The organism is Salmonella sp. 32120201201600049SM (assembly GCF_017572835.1).
GTDB classification, from domain to species: Bacteria; Pseudomonadota; Gammaproteobacteria; order Enterobacterales; family Enterobacteriaceae; genus Salmonella; species Salmonella enterica.
On the sequence record NZ_JAGESA010000002.1, the window covers coordinates 437,451 to 455,880 of the forward strand.

13 protein-coding genes are annotated in these 18,430 nt (G+C 47.7%); 4 read left to right on the forward strand and 9 right to left on the reverse strand.

Annotation, left to right across the window (positions count from 1 at the left end; all coding sequences use genetic code 11):
* Nucleotides 1–8: 8 nt before the first annotated feature.
* Entirely contained in the window at nucleotides 9–4,703 is a 4,695-nt protein-coding gene (locus J4650_RS08085; RefSeq protein WP_023993935.1) for a hypothetical protein, read from the forward strand.
* On the forward strand, nucleotides 4,700–6,931 hold the full coding sequence (locus J4650_RS08090; RefSeq protein WP_023993934.1) for a hypothetical protein: 2,232 nt from the start codon (nucleotides 4,700–4,702) through the stop codon (nucleotides 6,929–6,931). The genes J4650_RS08085 and J4650_RS08090 overlap by 4 nt, the downstream gene beginning before the upstream one ends.
* 372 nt (nucleotides 6,932–7,303) lie before the next feature.
* Here the strand turns inward: J4650_RS08090 and J4650_RS08095 are convergent, their stop codons facing one another.
* The 4 genes from J4650_RS08095 to ripC form a co-directional block, all read right to left on the reverse strand.
* Complete coding sequence (locus J4650_RS08095; RefSeq protein ID WP_023993933.1) at nucleotides 7,304–7,684, reverse strand: VOC family protein; 381 nt, start codon at nucleotides 7,682–7,684, stop codon at nucleotides 7,304–7,306.
* Between the two features lie 64 nt (nucleotides 7,685–7,748).
* Nucleotides 7,749–9,074, reverse strand: a complete 1,326-nt coding sequence (gene ripA, locus J4650_RS08100; RefSeq protein ID WP_000982337.1) for an itaconate CoA-transferase RipA/Ict — start codon at nucleotides 9,072–9,074, stop codon at nucleotides 7,749–7,751.
* Between the two features lie 24 nt (nucleotides 9,075–9,098).
* Nucleotides 9,099–9,626 (reverse strand): (R)-specific enoyl-CoA hydratase RipB/Ich, encoded by a 528-nt coding sequence (gene ripB / locus J4650_RS08105; protein ID WP_001094308.1) that lies wholly within the window; start codon nucleotides 9,624–9,626, stop codon nucleotides 9,099–9,101.
* Between the two features lie 23 nt (nucleotides 9,627–9,649).
* Nucleotides 9,650–10,492 carry an itaconate degradation C-C-lyase RipC gene (gene ripC / locus J4650_RS08110; RefSeq protein ID WP_001112897.1) on the reverse strand — a complete coding sequence of 281 codons (843 nt, stop codon included), beginning with the start codon at nucleotides 10,490–10,492 and terminating at the stop codon, nucleotides 9,650–9,652.
* A gap of 91 nt (nucleotides 10,493–10,583) precedes the next feature.
* On the opposite strand from ripC, the gene ripR reads away from it, so the two are divergent.
* Complete coding sequence (ripR, locus tag J4650_RS08115; RefSeq protein ID WP_000423170.1) at nucleotides 10,584–11,462, forward strand: itaconate degradation transcriptional regulator RipR; 879 nt, start codon at nucleotides 10,584–10,586, stop codon at nucleotides 11,460–11,462.
* A 47-nt stretch (nucleotides 11,463–11,509) separates the two neighbouring features.
* Here ripR and J4650_RS08120 read toward each other — a convergent pair whose 3' ends face one another.
* A complete protein-coding gene (locus J4650_RS08120; protein WP_023993932.1) occupies nucleotides 11,510–13,249 on the reverse strand; it encodes an arylsulfatase in 1,740 nt (579 codons plus the stop codon).
* Between the two features lie 68 nt (nucleotides 13,250–13,317).
* Nucleotides 13,318–14,502, reverse strand: coding sequence for an anaerobic sulfatase maturase (locus J4650_RS08125; RefSeq protein WP_023203802.1), 1,185 nt, complete (start codon nucleotides 14,500–14,502; stop codon nucleotides 13,318–13,320).
* A 511-nt stretch (nucleotides 14,503–15,013) separates the two neighbouring features.
* Here J4650_RS08125 and J4650_RS08130 point away from each other — a divergent pair.
* Nucleotides 15,014–15,697 carry a LuxR family transcriptional regulator gene (locus tag J4650_RS08130; RefSeq protein WP_001275356.1) on the forward strand — a complete coding sequence of 228 codons (684 nt, stop codon included), beginning with the start codon at nucleotides 15,014–15,016 and terminating at the stop codon, nucleotides 15,695–15,697.
* Nucleotides 15,698–15,800: 103 nt separating this feature from the next.
* Here J4650_RS08130 and J4650_RS08135 read toward each other — a convergent pair whose 3' ends face one another.
* From J4650_RS08135 to J4650_RS08145, 3 genes are all read right to left on the reverse strand, one after another.
* Nucleotides 15,801–16,358 carry a DUF3156 family protein gene (locus J4650_RS08135; protein WP_023993931.1) on the reverse strand — a complete coding sequence of 186 codons (558 nt, stop codon included), beginning with the start codon at nucleotides 16,356–16,358 and terminating at the stop codon, nucleotides 15,801–15,803.
* Entirely contained in the window at nucleotides 16,336–17,835 is a 1,500-nt protein-coding gene (locus J4650_RS08140; RefSeq protein ID WP_023993930.1) for an APC family permease, read from the reverse strand. The genes J4650_RS08135 and J4650_RS08140 overlap by 23 nt, the downstream gene beginning before the upstream one ends.
* Before the next feature lie 208 nt (nucleotides 17,836–18,043).
* Entirely contained in the window at nucleotides 18,044–18,418 is a 375-nt protein-coding gene (locus J4650_RS08145) for a cupin domain-containing protein (protein WP_000542983.1), read from the reverse strand.
* Nucleotides 18,419–18,430: the final 12 nt, after the last annotated feature.

The following is an 18,430-nucleotide window of genomic DNA, read 5'->3' on the forward strand; positions in this document are numbered from 1 at the left end:
GAAGAAGAATGAGAAAAAGCTGGACTATAGAGGAAGATTGTAAGCTGCTAACCTTGGTGCGTCAGCACTTTTCCGCGCTGGTCAGCCATAACCGGCTGAATGCCACAATGCCATTTAGCCAGCTGCTCCACGATGCATTTGACTCACCTGACCGCGATGCCCCAGCATTGCTTTATCGCCTCGAACAGGCAAAAATCTTGGGATTTGCCAGCCGTCCTGGTGGCGATCCCACTAAACAACCGTTTCGCTGCCTGATAAGCAATGATTTGGCGCTATACGATTACAGCCTCACCTTTCCCACCCTCAGAAAAGCATTGCATCCAGATACCGTTGCGGCAGCACTAAACCACTTCACGATTAGCAATCCACACGAACCACTGTCCAATACTATAAATGAAATCGCGACAGCCTTGCATCTTGCCCCCATGCAGGTGGAAAAGATTCTGATCGAAAGTGACCAAATAACCATCAATAGTTACCGTGAGTGTGAGCGTGTTGGAGAGAAAACTATCAATAATAATCTGCAAGATCTCATTTCCAGGCAAATTCCTGACATAACGCTGATTAAAGAGATTAACGCCTGTCGCGCCCAAGTCTCTCAACTTTACCACGTGCATGAACGTGATGGCGCTGAGGTTATTTTCAGTTCCGACGGCACGGGGTTCGGCAAAAGCTATGGCGTGATTCAAGGGTATGTTGAATATCTGGAACGTTTCGCCAAAGCCCAGCAGCCAAATTACCTGTTTCCCGAAGGCGGCTTTACCAACCTGTTGTTCATGTCGCCGCAAAAATCACAAATCGATCTGGACAGCAACCAGAAAGAGAAAATTCTGGCCGCTGGTGGCGAGTTCATTTGCGTTCTCTCCCGTAATGATATTGCCGACCTTGATTTTATGGACTGGGCCTCTGGCCTGAAAAACCGCGACCGCTATACCCGTTGGTATAAAAATGCCAATAACAACTCCCTTATCAGTGCTGCGATGCGTTCACTTAATCACCTGGTTTCGCAGATTGATCGTTGTGAAGAACAACTGGCAACATTCAATAGTCAGCATACGGATTTTGATATAGAAATAATCAAAGACCAGCTAAAGAACTACCGTCATAGCCTTCGCAACACCATTGTATCGGCATGCAAGTCATTATTTGAACGGGGTAATGGTGAAACGTCGATTCAAGAATATATTCGCTGCGGGCTGCTTGCTCGCAGAAAGCGAGAGCTTAACGCAATGCTGGGAAAGCCTGCGTCAAAAATGAGCGTACACGAAGTCTACTTCGAGCTTATCAAGCAGGTATTGCCTTTCGAAGTGTGTCAGTACCGCCCATCGGTGCTGTTAATGACCACCAAAAAATTCGATACATCAACTTATCGCCTGACACCTCGTAAACGAGGCGAAGGTGTGAATTTTGAGCCCGTAGGTTTTGACCTGCTCCTTGGCGGCAAGCTGAGCCCCAAAGATCCACAGATCAGCACCGTTGCGGCAGCCGGTCATACCGGGCAGGTTGCCTATCTTCGCGACGAACACTTCAAACGTAATCCAGACTGCCCTTTTCGCCAGAAAAATATCCGCTTCACGGTGATAATCGATGAACTGCATGAAGCTTACACCCGCCTTGAAGAAACGTGCCATGTAAAGCTAATCACACAGGAAAATAACCTGGCGCACGTTATTTCCGTCGCAGGACGTATTCACAACGCGGTACTCAGCTTAGAGCGCCGAAACAAGCCCAAAGAAGCGCAAACGACCTTTGAGCAAGAGATGGTCAAATTCATCACTACTCTGCGCAATTTACTGGCAGAAAAGTGCGAACTATCCCCAGGTACAACGCTGGGATCGATCCTGGAGATGTTTCGCGACCAGTTAGGGGCATTCGAAGTCAATGGCGACGCCGCCGAACGCATCATTTCCATCACCCGCAATGTGTTCAGCTTTAACCCCAAAATGTACGTTAATGAAGAGGGGCTAAAACGCATTCGTATGCGAAACAGCGAAGGCGACATAACGCGCACTGAGCTGTATTACGAAGTCGAAAATGATGCCAATGACACCAACCCCACCCTGCACGATCTGTTCCAGTTGGTCTCCGTCATCCTCTCCGCCTGTTCTGATATCACCAACCGACACTTTAAGCGCTGGGTAAAGAATGGCGGCCAGGATAACTCCAGCAGCCAGAATACGCCTTTGGGCCAGTTTGTTGACGCAGCCAATAACGTAGCCGGCGTGGTGCGCCACATCTTCGATCGCACCACCGATAAAAACTTGTTGATTGATCATTTCTACACTTACCTGCAACCCAAAACCGTATTCACGATGACGCCGATAGCTGAACTCAATTACGTGAACAGGGGAGCCGAGCGCACAATTATTCTGGCGTTCGAAATGGATCTGGTACAAGAGTTGCCCGAAGCCATGCTGCTGCGTTTATTAACCGGTACGCACAATAAAGTAATAGGGCTTAGCGCCACCAGCGGTTTTAGCCACACCAAAAACGGTAACTTCAATCGTCGCTTCCTGGCACGCTATAGCCGCGACCTTGGCTACCGAATCGTTGAACGCGAAAAGGCAGATATCGACACGCTTAAAGCATTACGTGGGTTGAGGGCCAGTATCCGCAAAGTCGACTTCAGAGTGTTTGATGATGAACAGATGGAATTGACCGATATCTGCCAGAACAGCGAAACCTTTCGAAAGGTATATAACGATTTATTCAAAGCGCTAAAAGAACCGCTGGAATACGCCCTGAAAAATAACTATAAACGACGCCAGTACTGCCGGGAGCTGGAAGCGTTATTGCTTGCCGCCTACGAGGGTAAAAACAGCCTGATTTTGTCACTTTCAGGGACGTTTAAGCGGGCCTTTATCAGCGCCTGGCGCACGCATAAGACAACCTGGCGCAAGCAGTACGGTATGCACTCCCGGTGCGATGAAAAAACAGATAACGATAAGAAACATGACCAGATCCTGACCTTTACCCCATTCAAAGGGCGTCACACCGTCCATTTGGTCTTTTTCGATTCACCACTGGCTAATGTCGAAGATATCAGGCAAGAAACCTATCTCCAGAACAGCAATACCGTACTGGTATTTATGAGCAGCTACAAAAGTGCAGGCACCGGCCTCAACTACTTTGTTAAATACCATGACGGCGATATTAATGATGTCAATGCACCACGTCTGGATGTCGATTTTGAGCGCTTAGTGCTCATCAACTCCTCGTTTTACAGCGAAGTAAAGGACAACAGCGGCAACCTCAATACATTACCTAACTACGTTACCGTGCTTAAACACTACGCCGATGACGATATTACCGTCCACAAGTTGGCCGATATCAACGTTAATTTCGCCCACGGCGAAAACTATCGCCTGTTAATGGCCGAACATGATATGAGCTTATTCAAAGTCGTCGTGCAGGCCGTAGGGCGAGTCGAGCGTCGCGACACTCTATTGAAAACAGAAATCTTTTTACCCCGCGATGTGTTCCGTAATGTTGCATTCCAGTTCGCCGCCCTCAGTGAAGATGGCGCTAACGAGGTCATATCAGAAAGCATGTCCTTGCTTAACCACCGCCTCATGAAGGAGTGCGAAAAGCTGAGTCAGAGCCAGTCATTTAGTGATGCTGAACAGCGGCATGCGTTTGAACAGGCTATCTTAGAAAATGGTCGCCGCATTGATGCTGTTCATAAGCGAGTCCTGAAAACCGACTGGATAAATCAGGTACGCGCCGGCAACCTTGAATATCTCGAATTGTGTAATTTATTCCGTGATTCTGACTCCTTTACCGATCCCCTGCGTTGGCTGGAAAAACTTCAGGCTAATTCCTTGTATGTCGCCAATCGGCAAATGCAATCTATCCACCACGCCCTGTTTATCGATCGCCAACAGGGCAACCAAACTATTTTACTTTGCCACAAACGCGACCCGGATGGACTTGTCCACAGAGATTATTCCGCCCTGTCGGATTTCGCTGGCGGCGCAAGAGAGTACCGGCCAGAGCTCACCCTCTTTCCGCAGTATAGAAACGATGTCGATTTTACCCCCGGCAACCTGGTCGGCGAGTTGATTCGTGAATGTGACAACATCCAGGAAACGGCATTCAAAAAATGGGTGCCCAACCCCAGGCTAGTTCCATTGCTCAAAGGCAATGTTGGTGAATATCTCTTCGATAAAGTGCTAAAAAGTTATGGCGTTACCCCACTCTCCGACCAACAGGTGTTTGAACGCCTTGAACCGCTGGTATATGAGTTTTTTGACCGCTTTATTGAAGTGGGTGACGACCTGCTCTGCATCGACGTTAAACGCTGGGCGACACAGTTGGACGATTTAACGCGGGCAGAAGAAACGCTTGAGAAAAGTAACAACAAGATTCGCCAGATCCGTAATATCACCAGCCAAAAGGCAGACACAGAGGGGCAGAAACAGCTTCAGGCTGTGCTGGCAGGCCGTTACGAACGCATTCGATTTGTCTATCTGAACGTCGCCTACAGCCAGAACCCCAATAATCTGATGTGGCAAGATAACGTGGATCACACGATCCACTACCTTAACCTGTTGCAAACCGACTACCAGTACTATCAGCCCAAAAATAGAGAGAGCGGACGAGCTCAGGAAAACTCGAAACTAAGCATGACATTGGACATTAACCCAATGTTACTAACCCTGCTGGGTGTAGAAAAGTTGCCGACTAAAGGAAAAGTCTCATGATCCCTAATCTGAATGAACTGACGGATACTCCGATTGCCCGAACCAATTTGATCAAGCTTGAAGAAGATCAGCTGACGACCATCCAGCGTCTATTGGCCCCTGTATCTAATATCTATACGATAGACTTTATGGTTCAGCGCTTTACTAAAGAGCGAAAAGAAAAATCCGCTGATTACTATGCGCGAATTCATCAGGAGGTAAAATCTTGCGTGCGGCAGAAACTTGGGCTGGAGGCCGGGCAGGAGGTAAAATATGAGCTGCATTGCTTACCAAATTACCATCACGTCTTTTTTTTCCTGGCGCCTGCAACTAACCCGAACAGTCAGGTTCATAGGACGTTGGCAGAACGTATTGAAACGCTTTGTCAGCAACTCGCCGCTGAAAATCATGACCTATCTCGCCTGATTCAGGGATTATTTAGCCTGCATTTGAAAATGGTAATGCTGGAAAAAGCCAGTGAGCGCTTTTCGGTATCGCCAGCTTACTTCAACTCAACGCTTTACCTTAACGCTCGCCTGAGTCAGCCCGTCACGCAGAAAAGCGGCACTGGAGTTATGGAGGCATTCGAACTCGACATTTATGCATCAGAATATAACGAACTCGCCTTTACCCTGCACAAACGAAAATTTCTGGTCGAACCGGAGGATGAATTGCATCTCTCTCTGGACGATACCTGCGTATGGTTTAACATCGATAATCGTCGACTCAAAGCCCGGCGCAAACTCGATGCCCGGGATAGCAAACTGGACTTTTTTCGTGAGCGCAGCGGCTATGGTGAATGCCAGGCCTATACCTATAACGTGGTCATGAATGCCGCCTGCGAGCGGCTCAGTGAACTAGAGATCCCGCATCAGCCTATCCCATTTCAGGCCACCCACGAGGTCAATCAGTTCGCTACCGACCTCGATCAACAGCTGACTAATACGCTGTTGGTGGTTAATAACGGCGTCGAATTTAGCGCCACGCAAGAAGCTTATTTCTTTGACACATTAGCCATCCAGTTCCCCGGGTATCAACTCTGGCCTCTGGCGTCACTTAAACATTCTCAGCAAACCGGCTTTTCTGATCTGCCTGCCAGTACATCTATTCTGGTACTCAATGCGGTAGATGAAGAGCGGAGCAACAGCATCCGCCAGCAAGATAATGAATCTGTTGAGTACAATGATTTCTATGCGGCCTTTGCCGACGCCCGAAAACAACCCGAACTCAATTGGGATACTTATACCCAGATTAAACTAGATCGTTTGCAAGGGTGGCTAAATCAGCAACCTCTGCCCGTAGTCTTACAGGGTATGAATATTGATCACAAGTTGCTGGATGCGATTGATTTTATTAATGAACAATTGACAAGCAACCCTACTCAATACGAAATTGATCTTACGAAGCCTCACAGTCGTCTCAAGTCAGCAGTTACCTTACTTAACAGTAAGGTTCGCCGAACGAAAACCGAACTATGGTTCAAAGAAAGCTTACTCAATCAGCATCACATCCCTCTACCAGATTTGGCGGACGGGCACTATACCGCCTATGCGGTACGCAAAACGAAAAACAATCTCTCTCTCCTTGGGCATGTTGAACTAAAAATTGAGCACGGCCAACTTAGGGTGGTTGATACCGGGATCTCTGAAGGTAAATTAGGCTATCTATCCGTTGATCATCCCTCTCTGGGACGATTAAAGAAATTATTCGACAAAAGCTTCTATCTCTACGACCACGCCGCAGATGTCCTGCTTACCACCTACAACAGCTCCCGCGTGCCGCGCCTGATTGGCCCGGCGCAATTTAATATTGTCGATTCATACGCTTATCAGGAACAAGAAAAAGCGCTGGCAGAGCGTAAAGGAGATAAATTTAACGGGTACGCCATCACCCGCTCAGCAAAACCGGATCAAAACGTACTGCCCTATCTGATATCACCAGGCCGCTCGAAATACGACTCGCTGACCAAAACGCAAAAGATGAAGCACCACCATATTTATCTGCAACCGCATGAGAATGGCGTGTTTGTTCTGGTAAGCGATGCCCAGCCTACAAATCCTACTATTGCACGGCCTAACCTGGTGGAAAATCTGCTGATATGGGATGCCCGGGGCAAAGCCGTCGATGTATTTAGCCACCCGTTAGCTGGTGTTTACCTCAATAGCTTCACCTTGGATATGCTCAGGAGCGGCGAAAGTAGTAAGAGTTCGATTTTTGCCAAGCTTGCCCGGTTGATGGTGGAGAACTAGTGGAAATTTAGGGCGGTGTTTCTAGAACTCGTTATATGTGGAGTTGACGCTACATATAACGAAGCCCTACCTTTAAACACCTATTTTCGTGATAACTCTCACAAAAACAAAGCGATTTTTTATGGGGCCTTCGTGGGGGCGCTGTTTACGAGAAATACCAACAAAACCAATAACAAACAACACGTTAATCGTGGATATGATTCCGAGTCCGCCACCTTTCCTTTTTTATGCTTTCTTATGAATACCTCGATGTCTTCAAGTCAATAAGTTTGAACATAGACTCTTTCCAGAAATTATTGCCATATGATCTCCATTAGACCAATATAAACGGATGCGTGATCATAATAAAGGCAGTAATAGTAAGTTTTAACATTAAACATACTGCGAAATTTCAATTAAGTTTCCATCAGGGTCCCTGATGTAGATAGACATTATCTCGCCTGTGGCTCCAGTTCTCTCAACCGGGCCTTCAATAATGGAAATGCCTGCCTGTAAGATCTCAGACACAACATCATTTATCGGTGTCGATGTAATAAAACATAAATCGGCAGATCCCGGCGTTGGTCTACTCGCTTTTGGTTCGAACTCCATTTCTTGCTGATGGAGGTTAATTTTTTGCGCTCCAAATATTAACGCTTTTCTGTTTTGTTTAAATGTTACCGCAGAAAAACCAAGTACCTCTTCGTAGAATCTTATTGTGGTTGATATATCAGATACCGTTAATACAAGGTGATCAATTCTGTCAATTATCATTTGAATAGACTCATGATGTTTATATTTTAGGGATGCTACATTAAAAAATAGCATTAACCTACTTTTAAATCAGATGCATTTTTTTTGCATCTACTCTAAGTTGCTGCCGAAAATTGGGATGTGCCAATTCAATGATGCTGAGCGCACGCTCGGTTGAAGAGAGCCCCTTCAGGTTTACGGAGCCAAATTCAGTGACTATCCAGTGCGTATCCGTTCGTGGGGTTGTTACAGGCCCCTCAAGGCGGGGAACAATACGAGAAATCGTATCATTCGCGGCCGTTGAGCGGGTCGTAATAATGGAACGACCTCCTTTAGATGCATATGCGCCTCTGACAAAATCCAATTGCCCTCCTGAAGCGCTGTACTGGTGTCCAAGCAAATATTCAGAGTTACAGGCACCAGTGAGATCGATTTGTAAGGTAGCGTTAATGGAGACAACATTCTCATTTTGCGCAATGATCCCCGGATCGTTAACATAATCGACAGGCCGACTAAAAAAAGAGGGGTTGTCGTTGAGATAGTCATACATATCCTTTTGTCCCATAGCAAAAGTAAATACAGACATTCCCCGGTCGATATTTTTACGCTGATTGGTAACGACGCCTTGTTGAATCAAACTTACCAACCCCGGATTCAGCGCCTCTGTATGGACCCCCAGATCATTATGTTCCTTGAGCGCATTACAGATGAGCTCCGGTAATGCGCCGACCCCCATCTGGAGACAAGCGCCATCTGGCACAAGAGAAGCGATAATCTGACTGATAGCAATATCTTCGGCTACGGCAGTACGTATTGGTAGTTCAATTAAAGGGACATGGTTTTCAACAATGGCGTCAATTTCTGAAATATGGATTGCAGCACCTTCTCCATGAACGCGCGGCATATATTTGTTAACTTCGACAATAAGCTTTTTAGCTGTCCTCGCAATCCGGGTGGAATAATCGTTTCCAGTTCCAAAATTAAAATAGCCATACTTATCCATAGGGGACACGGTGTGAATAAAGGTATCAATACCAATATCATCAGCCAGTAATCGCGTCGCCTGATGAAAATTTGAAGGTACATAGTTAACTATTTTTCGCCCGGAACTCTCAATCCCCTGACGTATTAAAGCCCGTTCAATACCGGTAATAAACATACTGTAGAGATGAATATAGTCACTTAGCTCATAACGGAAAATAGTGTTCCCGGCAATGCTGGCTGTTTCATAACAGTAAACCCGCAGATCGTTGATTTCTCCCCTTTTCGCTCGCTTTGCCAGCGCATTCAGCAAAGCTGGAGGCTCTGCTGCAAACATTCCCATAGAGAGGTGACTGCCGGAGGTAATTAAAGTAACCGCCTCGTCAGGCGTCACGCATTTTTCGGCATACACTGCATTAACATTCATCATGACTCTAAACCTCAGGGCGATTTCTCAATAAGCGGCGTCTTCTTCAGGCGAACATCCACAGCAATAAACTAACATTGTTCGTTCGAAGCGCATGACCTCTACACCATTCTGGTTAATACCACATGTCCGAACGGTAACGATGCCTTGTCCCGGGCGACTATTTGACAGGCGTTTGCTGAGTACAGTGCTTTCAGCATAAAGTGTATCCCCTGCGAAAACCGGATGGACGGCTTGTACCTTATCCCAGCCAAGATTGGCCACGACCCTGGCGCTGACAGTGCGCACGCTCATACCGGTTAAAAGCGCCAGAGTGAACGTTGAATCAACCAGTAACTTTTTCCATTCCGTTTTGCTGGCGTAAGCCGCATCGAAATGGACCGGCTGCACATTGAGAGTGAGCAGGGTAAACCACACATTATCGGCGTCCAGAACCGTCCGGCCGGGACGATGTTCAAAAACATCACCGGGATGAAAATCCTCCCAGTAAAGACCCGAAATTTCTCGGTAGCGCCCCTCGCTAATGGTTTTATAAGCGGGTAATAACGTGTTCATAATCAATTCCTCTGTTAATAAAATCAGGAAAAGATCCCTGCCCGGGCGAGTAATCTCCGGGCCTGACGGGCAACGGCTGCATCTATCATCATGCCGCTAACGATCCCGACGCCTTTGGCATTCTCTGTCAGTACTGCACGAGCATGATTAATTTCTGCCGTTGTAGGAGTAAATGCGGCGTTGATTACACTAATCTGAGCGGGGTGAATAGCCGATTTTGCAGAAAAACCAAAACTGAGCGCCTGCAGCGTTTCCTCTTTCAGACCTGAAAAATCGCCTATATCAAAGAAGGGAGCATCTATTGCAAGAAGCCCTTTCATAGCGCAGGCAGCCACTATTCTGGCCCGCGCCAGCGCAAGAGGCTCCCAGGCGGGTGTGGCGCCAATGTCAGCCGCCATATCTGCGGCGCCAAACATCAACCCGCAGAGTCTGGGGGTGGCGTCCGCAATAGATTCTACGGCATTAAGCCCAACAACTGACTCAATAATGCCAATAAGGCGAGTATCAGAACCAGCCATCATGATAAGACTATCCACGATTTGCAGGTGCGCGGCTGACTCTGTTTTTGGAAGAATAATGTAATCAGGAAAAAAACGGCATTCCAGTAACATATGCAGGTCTTCAATGCCAGCATGAGTATTCATTCCATTAATTCTTAATGCTATTTTCAGCGATGAGTTTGGTCGGGATGAAAGGAACTGCATCGCAATTTTCCGGGCCTGCGCCTTGTCATTCGGGGTGACGGAATCTTCAAGATCGATAATAGAAATGTCCGCCGCACTTTCAACTGCTTTTATGAAACGTTCTGGTCGAATTGCTGGGGTAAAAAGCCAGCTACGTGTCGGTGTATGAGAAATATCGGGCATATTGCACCTCCTGTTAACCTCACTATGCGCTCGCTGGTTTCATTCTTCCAATATATGATGGTGCCATTCTTAATTGCTTTTGGAGATGAGGATGGAACTGCGCCATATTCGCTATTTTCTCGCCGTCGCTGAAGAGCGGCATTTCACGCGGGCTGCGACAAAATTAGGCATAGGTCAGCCGCCGCTAAGCCAACAGATTAAGGATCTGGAAAGAGAGCTGGGAGCGCAGCTATTCCGGAGAGTGCCTCATGGCGCGGAATTAACCGAGGCTGGAAAAGCATTTTATGATGTTGTTAAAGGGATGCCTGCTACCGCGACAAGAGCCGTGCTGGCGGCGCAGCGTGTCGCCAGGGGGGAGTCGGGCGTGTTAAGGGTGGGTTTTACTGCCTCTGCGGCATTTAACAGTGTGGTGCCCGGCGCAATCCGTACTTTCAAGCGGGCTTATCCTGACGTTCGTTTGCAGCTTGAGGAAGGAAATACAACCCAACTGGCTGATGAATTGAATGAAGGATCGCTGGATGTTGCCTTTCTGAGACCCGGTTTTACAGGCAATGAACGGTTCCAGCTCAGGTTACTGTCTGAAGAGCCAATGGTTATTGTGCTGGCAGAAACGCATCCTGCTGCGGCGTGTAAACAGATTGCACTCTCGATTCTCAAAGATGAGTTTTTTTTACTCTTCCCACGTGAAATCGGCCTGTCGCTTTATGACGCAGTGATCAAGGCCTGCGGTAAAGCGGGCTTTGAACCGAAAATTGGTCAACTCGTGCCGCAAATTTCGTCAGTCATTAACCTTGTGTCGGCAGAGATGGGCGTGTCGATGGTTCCAGATTCAATGAGACAGGTTAATGTCAAGGGAGTAGTATACCGCCCCGTTGCAGACCAGATGCCCGTCGCAAAGCTGGCTCTGGCATACCGGCGCGGCGATACATCGCCAACGCTGAGAAACTTCATCCTGAAAGTCACTGGCTGAATGCGGTTATGTGAGCGTTGAATAATCATTTGAAACGTAACCAATAATTATTGGTCCGATTTTGTGTCTAAAGGAATCGCTAACGGAGCAGGAACTGGCTGCAATGTCTGTGGATCGACAGCCAGATAACGCCCGGTTTTACTGTCGATACCCACATAATCGATAAGCTTGCCTTTGGCATAAAGCACCATTGTCTGTTTTGCAAATGCCTCATATGCACTGCTCAGTATTTTCACTTTATCCACATAATCTGCTGCGAGATTATGCGTTTCCAGGGGGTCACGTTGCAGGTTGAATAATTCCCATGGAGCATTACCCGCCTGTGGGAATACTGTGACAAGACGACGCAATTTCCATTCCCCATCTATCCAGGCCGCCTGATTATGGAGTTCAACACCATATTGTGTGCGAGGCGCGTGCAGACTTTCACCGGTCAGATAGCGTTTAAAACTCACGCCGATCATTGGCAGTGTCGGTCTTTCAGATAATGATTTACTGGCATCAATACCTGCAAATTCATAGAGCGTGGGCGCAACATCATACGCCGCCATCGTGGCGTTATCTATGGCGCCATGATGGATGATACCAGGACCGGAAATCATAAAACTGGTATTAATTCCCCCCTGACCGCTGGTCGTTTTGTGATAGCGACCATAAGGCGCATTGCTGACATCAGCCCAGTGGGGGCCATAAGAGATAAATGAATTTTTACGACCAATATTTTCGTAACGATTATCGAATTGCTTCCAAAAATCCGGTTCAGATTCATAGTGAAAGCCCTCCGCCGGATTCACACCATTATCACTTAAGAAGACCAGAATCGTGTTTTTATCGCGCCCGGTCTTTTTTAACGTCTCAATAACGGTGCCGATCTGTGCATCCATATTGGCGATCATAGCAGCGTAAACCTGCATCACCTTCGCCGTATATTTCTGCTGTTCCGGGGTCATCGCCTGCCATTCTTTATCAAGTTCCAGTCCTGGCAGAGGTATGTCATCACGCAGGAAACCCAGTTTCTTCAAACGAGCAATACGCTGACGATAGACGTCTGCATAGCCCTGTTCATACTGACTTTTAAAACGACTAATCCATTCATCCGGCGCCTGCAGAGGATCATGTGGCGCAGTAAAGGCCAACCACGCGAAGATAGGTTGTTCCCGTGGCGTCTCGCTGATCCAGCGATTAATCTGTCTGGCATAGGCTTCGCTGGAGTAAAAACTGGAGGGCAGTGAAATGCGCTGATTGTCACGGGTATAATAGGTATGAAATATTTCCACGGTTCCCAGCGGCACGGCATCATCAAAGTGACTGGCGCCTCCCCCCATCAAGGCGAAAGAATGACGAAAGCCCCGATCTTTTGGCGTCGAGCCTGGCGTAAAACCAAGATGCCATTTACCCGCCATCAGCGTATTGTAACCAGCATCTTTAAAGCGTTCAGCCATGGTCGTCACCCGATCAGTCAGGCGCAATTCATAGCCTTCCTTACCTATGGTATTTTCATACCACCACATACCGCCTATACCCGCTTGCTGACTGGTGTTCCCGGTTAATAGCATCGCACGGGCGGGAGCAGACATGGGAGACGTGTAATATTGACTCATCCGCACGCCGTTCTCAGCCATCGCCTGCAAATTAGGCGTTGGGATTTCCCCACCGAAGGGAGTGATATCAGAATATCCCATATCATCAGCGATAATCACGATAATATCAGGACGTTCGTTTTGCGTACTGTGTGCCGTACCGGAGAAGATAATGCTGAGTGTGGCAAGTGTTACTTGTTTTTTCACGGCTTATTCTCCATTTCAGACTACGGATGTTGTACAAGAGCGGCGGGCAAATGCGGCAAGAGGGACCATCAGCCCGAAAATCTGCCCATAACGTCAGCACGCCAGGCCTTCAGTCCATTCAGATTCCGGGGCCAGGCGCGTAGCGGAGCCAGAATCTCCGTGAAAAAAGAGTAATAGCCGCTACAAAGTCGGTTGTAGCCGGCACTGTTGATATGTGCGGGGCAGCCTCCCTGGCAGACTATTTTCACAGAACACCGTTGACACTCCCGGCGCTGGCTTTTCTTAATACCAAAGGGAAGCCGGGTTGCGGAATCTACGGCTGGCGCTAACGTATTATTAGCAAGCTGTCCCAGGTAATGCTGGCTATTAATCAGATGATCGCAAGCATAGAGTTTGCCGTCCGGCTCCATGACCAGATTCGTGCCGCAGCGGGCGGAATGGACACAGGTGGCGCTGATATGCGTAAAATATTGTGCCCATGCCTGTTCAATGTTGATCACAAAAACCCGTCCCATATCACCGCGTTTGCGCCATTGACGCCAGATATCAATCATGAAACGTCCCCAGTTATCCGCACTCAATTGGTAACGTTGCTGTAGGGCGTTGCCTTCGTTCATCAGTGGCTGAAATTGCAGATAACGAACGCCAAGGCTAACAACATGATCGTAGATGGCTGCCGCATGGCGAGCCATGTCATCATGCACGACAATCAGTACATTAAAATCGACTCGATAGTGTTGTAACAATGTGATTCCCCGCAACACCGCCGGATAGCTGGCCTCGCCGCGTTTGCCCGGACGATGATGATTTTGCAAGTCTTCACTGCCCTCAAGACTGATGCCAATAGTAAAATTATTGTCGCGAAACAGACGGCACCAGGCATCGTTTAACAACGTCGCATTCGTTTGCAGACTATTACTGATCGTCACGCCGTCAGGCGCATATCGTTGTTGAAGCGCTATTACCTTTTTATAAAAACCGATTCCGGCTAAAAGCGGTTCACCGCCTTGCCAGACAAAATTAATTTCACGCGCACTGGCAGGTTGCGCCGCAATATAGCGACAAATAAAAATCTCCAGCGTTGATTCATTCATTTTTTCTACGGGCGTTTCGCCCTGTGGATAATAACAATAGCGGCAGGCCAGATTACATGCAGGGCCTATGGGCTTTGCCAGAATATGAAAGGGTATCTGCGCGCGATATTCCGTCATTACGGGGATTTGTTGTTGCCGTAATGTGTTGAGATTCAACATTATTCTGTCCTGTAGTTATCATTTCTGATGCGGAGACATGACTCACATTTCGCAATAGCGTTCGTCTGGCGCTGCGGGCAGAATGCCGAGAGCAGGCTGTATCTATTGATACGCCGGTTTTCTGCATAGCGCATGACGCTATTGAAACGTTATTTAGCAAATCCTGTCTGAGCCAGAAATTAAGTCTCTGTTAACCTGCGCTATTACAGAAAATCATAGAACAGTCGTCTCAAAAGAATATCGTCCTGAAGGACGAGAACTCACGGCATTTTCAGGAGATGAGTCAACCGCGACAGAAAAAAATCATATTAATAATTTTAAATTATTTTTTAGAAAACCAGACAGGATTTAAATTAAAATCATTTATTTTCAAGATGTTATAAAAAATACCGCAACATGCGTCACATTATTAACATGTGAATGATTGTGTTAACCGAATGTAAATTGTATGTTTCAGCATACCACTATTTTACTGCGCCCCGACGCGCTCATCCGGATGGAAGGAGATAACATGTCAGCCTTATCAACTACTGGCCATAATGACGGGATCACTCTCCATTGCTTACAGAGCATTGCGCAACTCATTCCTCTGTCGTCGGCGGTTTTTTATCGTGTTAATGCTTATTTAAAGCCGGAAGCCTATGTTTTACATAATATTTCTAATAGCACACACCAACAATATCTGGAGCATTTTCAACCATTAGACCCGCTATCGCCTTCCCGATTCGGCCAACAGGTTATTACAGTAGCGACGATGACGCCCGGCATCTGTGCTCGTCATCGCCATTATTATCATGAATTTATGCTACCTAATCATGTGTGCGACATGATTGAGATCTTTATTCGTCGGGGCCATCGTATTATCGCGGGCATTTCATTAATGCGCGATATACCTTTTTCCAGCGAAGAGCGTTTGCGAGCCCAGGCAGTACAACCATTACTGGGGCTGGCAATTCATGATTCTCTTCAGGAAGACAACAATCTGGCGTCAATATTGACCGCAAAAGAGCGTGAAATTGTGGGAATGGTCTGCGAAGGGGCCAGCAACAAATTGATTGCCCGTCAGTTGAATATTTCTCTCTCAACAGTGAAAACGCATTTACGTAATATTTTTGCTAAAACAGAAGTGATAAATCGCACGGAACTGGTTTCCCGAACCAGAATGTCTTCGGTACAACATTCACAGCATATGTGAAAGCGTGCTTTTTAACCCGCGTCAATTGCGGGTCTTTTCCCCATTGTCATATATGCCTGAATTAATACCACTCTCTGAGCTGATGCCGCAATAAAATGTCATATTATCTGGCGTCGGTATCCTGTTGCAGCCATTGATTCATGGCCTGATTGATCATATTTATCACACTAAGCAGAAGAACACGCTGGTGCCGCTCAAGCCGCAGATAACGGCGCAGCGGCGGCATTTTACAAACCACTTCGCTAGCAGCCCATAGCTCAATGCTGCAATACCATTCCTTATGATGTAAAACCAGCGTAAACCGACGATAATCCAGTTCACTTAGTGCCTGTTGTAAATTGGGGAAACGATTAAGATAGCTAATCAGCCCGGCGGTACTTTTACTGCCAGTAAAAATGACGGGATAACGTTTCAGCCATCCGGGCTGATTAGCGCGAATTTTGCCCTGCAAAGGATAATTGATTGTGCCTTTCACCCTGAATTCACAACTGTGAATACTGGCCATGAATAACCGTTTTTGCTGAACATGGCAGATAACCTGGGTAAATGCATTCAGATGCAGCACGGCGCTATGTTCGGTCAATTTTTCACAACGCCAGCCGCTCAAATCACGTAACACCATATTCATTAATGCGTTCTTAAACCAGGGGGCGGAGGACATCTGGCGTCATCTCTTCATTGTTTCGCTTTTCATAATTGCCCATCGCCCGCTCCACGACCTCTTCTACCGGAAGCGGGAGGAAAGGATTAACCCGTTGCACACATAATGTCCAGAATAAGGCATAGGCGGCAGTCAATCCAAGCATAATACCGAATGGTATAAGTACATCCCGACTGTTCATTCCTGGAGGCGCGATATTAATAATGGCGATAATAATACCCACGCTCGAAATAATCTGAGGTAAGGGAAACCAGGGGGCCCGGTAAGCGCGGGGCAAATCGGGGCGCCGAATACGTAAGATAACGACCGATAACGTTACCAGCAGATAAGCTACTCCCCAGGCGCAGACCGCAGCGAGGATCAGCGGAACAATGCGGTCGATATCACCGTTCAGATACCAGGCATGTAAACAGGGAATCGCAACACCGAAAGCGATGGCGATGACCGGTGTTTTAAAGCGGGGATGCAACCAGGTCAGAAACCTCGGCAAAGCGCCGTCCAGCGCCATGCCGTATATAATACGCGGTACTGCCGCCATCAGCGTATTAATTGTCGCACATCCCGCTAACAGCAACCCCACGCCCAGCCAGTATTGCCCGACATGTCCCATGACACGATTGGCAAAGGCGGGAATAGCCATCGGCGTATCCAGTAAAAAGATATGGTTTGCCGCATCGACAACCACATTATTTACCTGCCGGTTAATCGCAGCGCCATAGAGGAACATACAACCTGCCACCGCTAAAAGGCCAAGCGCCATCGCTCTGGGAATCGTACGATGCGCTTTTTTAATTTCCGGCGCCATTGGCGTTACCAGTTCACAACCGACGAACATAAACATCGCCATGCCAATATAACCAAACAGACCAGAAAGATTACTGACATCAAGCGGTGCGCCAAACCACCCGGAATGATGAGTGACCGGGGATAACAGGATCCCGCATAAACCGAAGATGGTCAGGGTCGTCCACATACCGAAGGTAAGAAATACCTCCACCTTGCCAAATACTTCAACACCAATGGCATTCAGTATCCCGAAAACCACTACCATACCGACGCCAACCATCCAGGTATTGTGCTGCATGGCCACGTGTTCGCTAACAGACTCAAAGTTCACCAGCGCCATGACGCCAGCGAGAATCGTTTCTGCCGTGCCGGCAAAAATGTGTACGATCAGATAAGCGCAAAGCGCACCGGTGATAGCGAAAAAACGCCCCATCCCGCAGGAAATATAGTCGTAGACGGAGCCAGTCGTGGGAATGAGCGTTGCCGCTTCGGCAAAGGTGGTAATCTGCGCTTGCATCATAATAAATGCCAGTAATACCGCAAGGGCAAAGGTATCTCCCCCTGAGCCAAAACCACTGGTCACGGTCAGGATCACCGGGCTTGCCATAATCAGCCCGACGGAGCTGGCAAGCGTCGTGGGGAAACCAATAACGCCACGTTCAAGATGGCTGGCAAGTCTGTTTTTAAACATGGTCAACCTCTTCACTATTATTACAACAATAAATTACCGCTCCGGAATAACGCTTATTTATGGCAGGCAGCGCATCTAACAGGTATCGTCCTGAAGAGGGATAACGGTAAATAAATTTGTGACGCCGTCCCCGCACGCGCTAATAGCAAGTGGGGAGCGCGTTATTCTCCCCAGTAATGCCAACGCTACTGACGAACAATTAAAGGATTCAGTCCTGCTTGTGGCTTTCAACGTTTGCCAGATAATGTTTTACAAAACGGGGCGTTAAAACTTTCCATGCCACTTCGGTTCCCTGTTCAACAAACCAACTATCGCCCGGTGAAAAACGTATCGGTTCCTGACCCGCGACAGTGAGTTCCACTTCCCCTTCCAGCACGGTTGCGTGCTCGGTAAAGGGATAAATCATCGTGAAACCGCCTCGGGTCGATGAAAACAGTCCACAGGTAAATACGTCCTCAGGTTTACCGTAAATCATCGCAACGGCGACCTGGGGATCGCCTTCTGTTGGCAACGCCCCCAACAGGCTGACACTCCCGACTGGCTGTAATTCAGGAACAGGTTGATTGAGTTTAAAAGCGTGCATTAATGTTCTCCT

Bases quoted from the DNA above. Each gene is read 5' to 3' on its own strand.
- ripA (WP_000982337.1), bottom strand. From the start codon at position 9,074: ATGATGAATGTTAATGCAGTGTATGCCGAAAAATGCGTGACGCCTGAC.
- J4650_RS08090 (WP_023993934.1), top strand. From the start codon at position 4,700: ATGATCCCTAATCTGAATGAACTGACGGATACTCCGATTGCCCGAACC.
- J4650_RS08130 (WP_001275356.1), top strand. From the start codon at position 15,014: ATGTCAGCCTTATCAACTACTGGCCATAATGACGGGATCACTCTCCAT.
- ripR (WP_000423170.1), top strand. From the start codon at position 10,584: ATGGAACTGCGCCATATTCGCTATTTTCTCGCCGTCGCTGAAGAGCGG.
- J4650_RS08135 (WP_023993931.1), bottom strand. From the start codon at position 16,358: ATGTCCTCCGCCCCCTGGTTTAAGAACGCATTAATGAATATGGTGTTA.
- J4650_RS08085 (WP_023993935.1), top strand. From the start codon at position 9: ATGAGAAAAAGCTGGACTATAGAGGAAGATTGTAAGCTGCTAACCTTG.
- J4650_RS08125 (WP_023203802.1), bottom strand. From the start codon at position 14,502: ATGTTGAATCTCAACACATTACGGCAACAACAAATCCCCGTAATGACG.
- J4650_RS08140 (WP_023993930.1), bottom strand. From the start codon at position 17,835: ATGTTTAAAAACAGACTTGCCAGCCATCTTGAACGTGGCGTTATTGGT.
- ripB (WP_001094308.1), bottom strand. From the start codon at position 9,626: ATGAACACGTTATTACCCGCTTATAAAACCATTAGCGAGGGGCGCTAC.
- J4650_RS08095 (WP_023993933.1), bottom strand. From the start codon at position 7,684: ATGATAATTGACAGAATTGATCACCTTGTATTAACGGTATCTGATATA.
- ripC (WP_001112897.1), bottom strand. From the start codon at position 10,492: ATGCCCGATATTTCTCATACACCGACACGTAGCTGGCTTTTTACCCCA.
- J4650_RS08145 (WP_000542983.1), bottom strand. From the start codon at position 18,418: ATGCACGCTTTTAAACTCAATCAACCTGTTCCTGAATTACAGCCAGTC.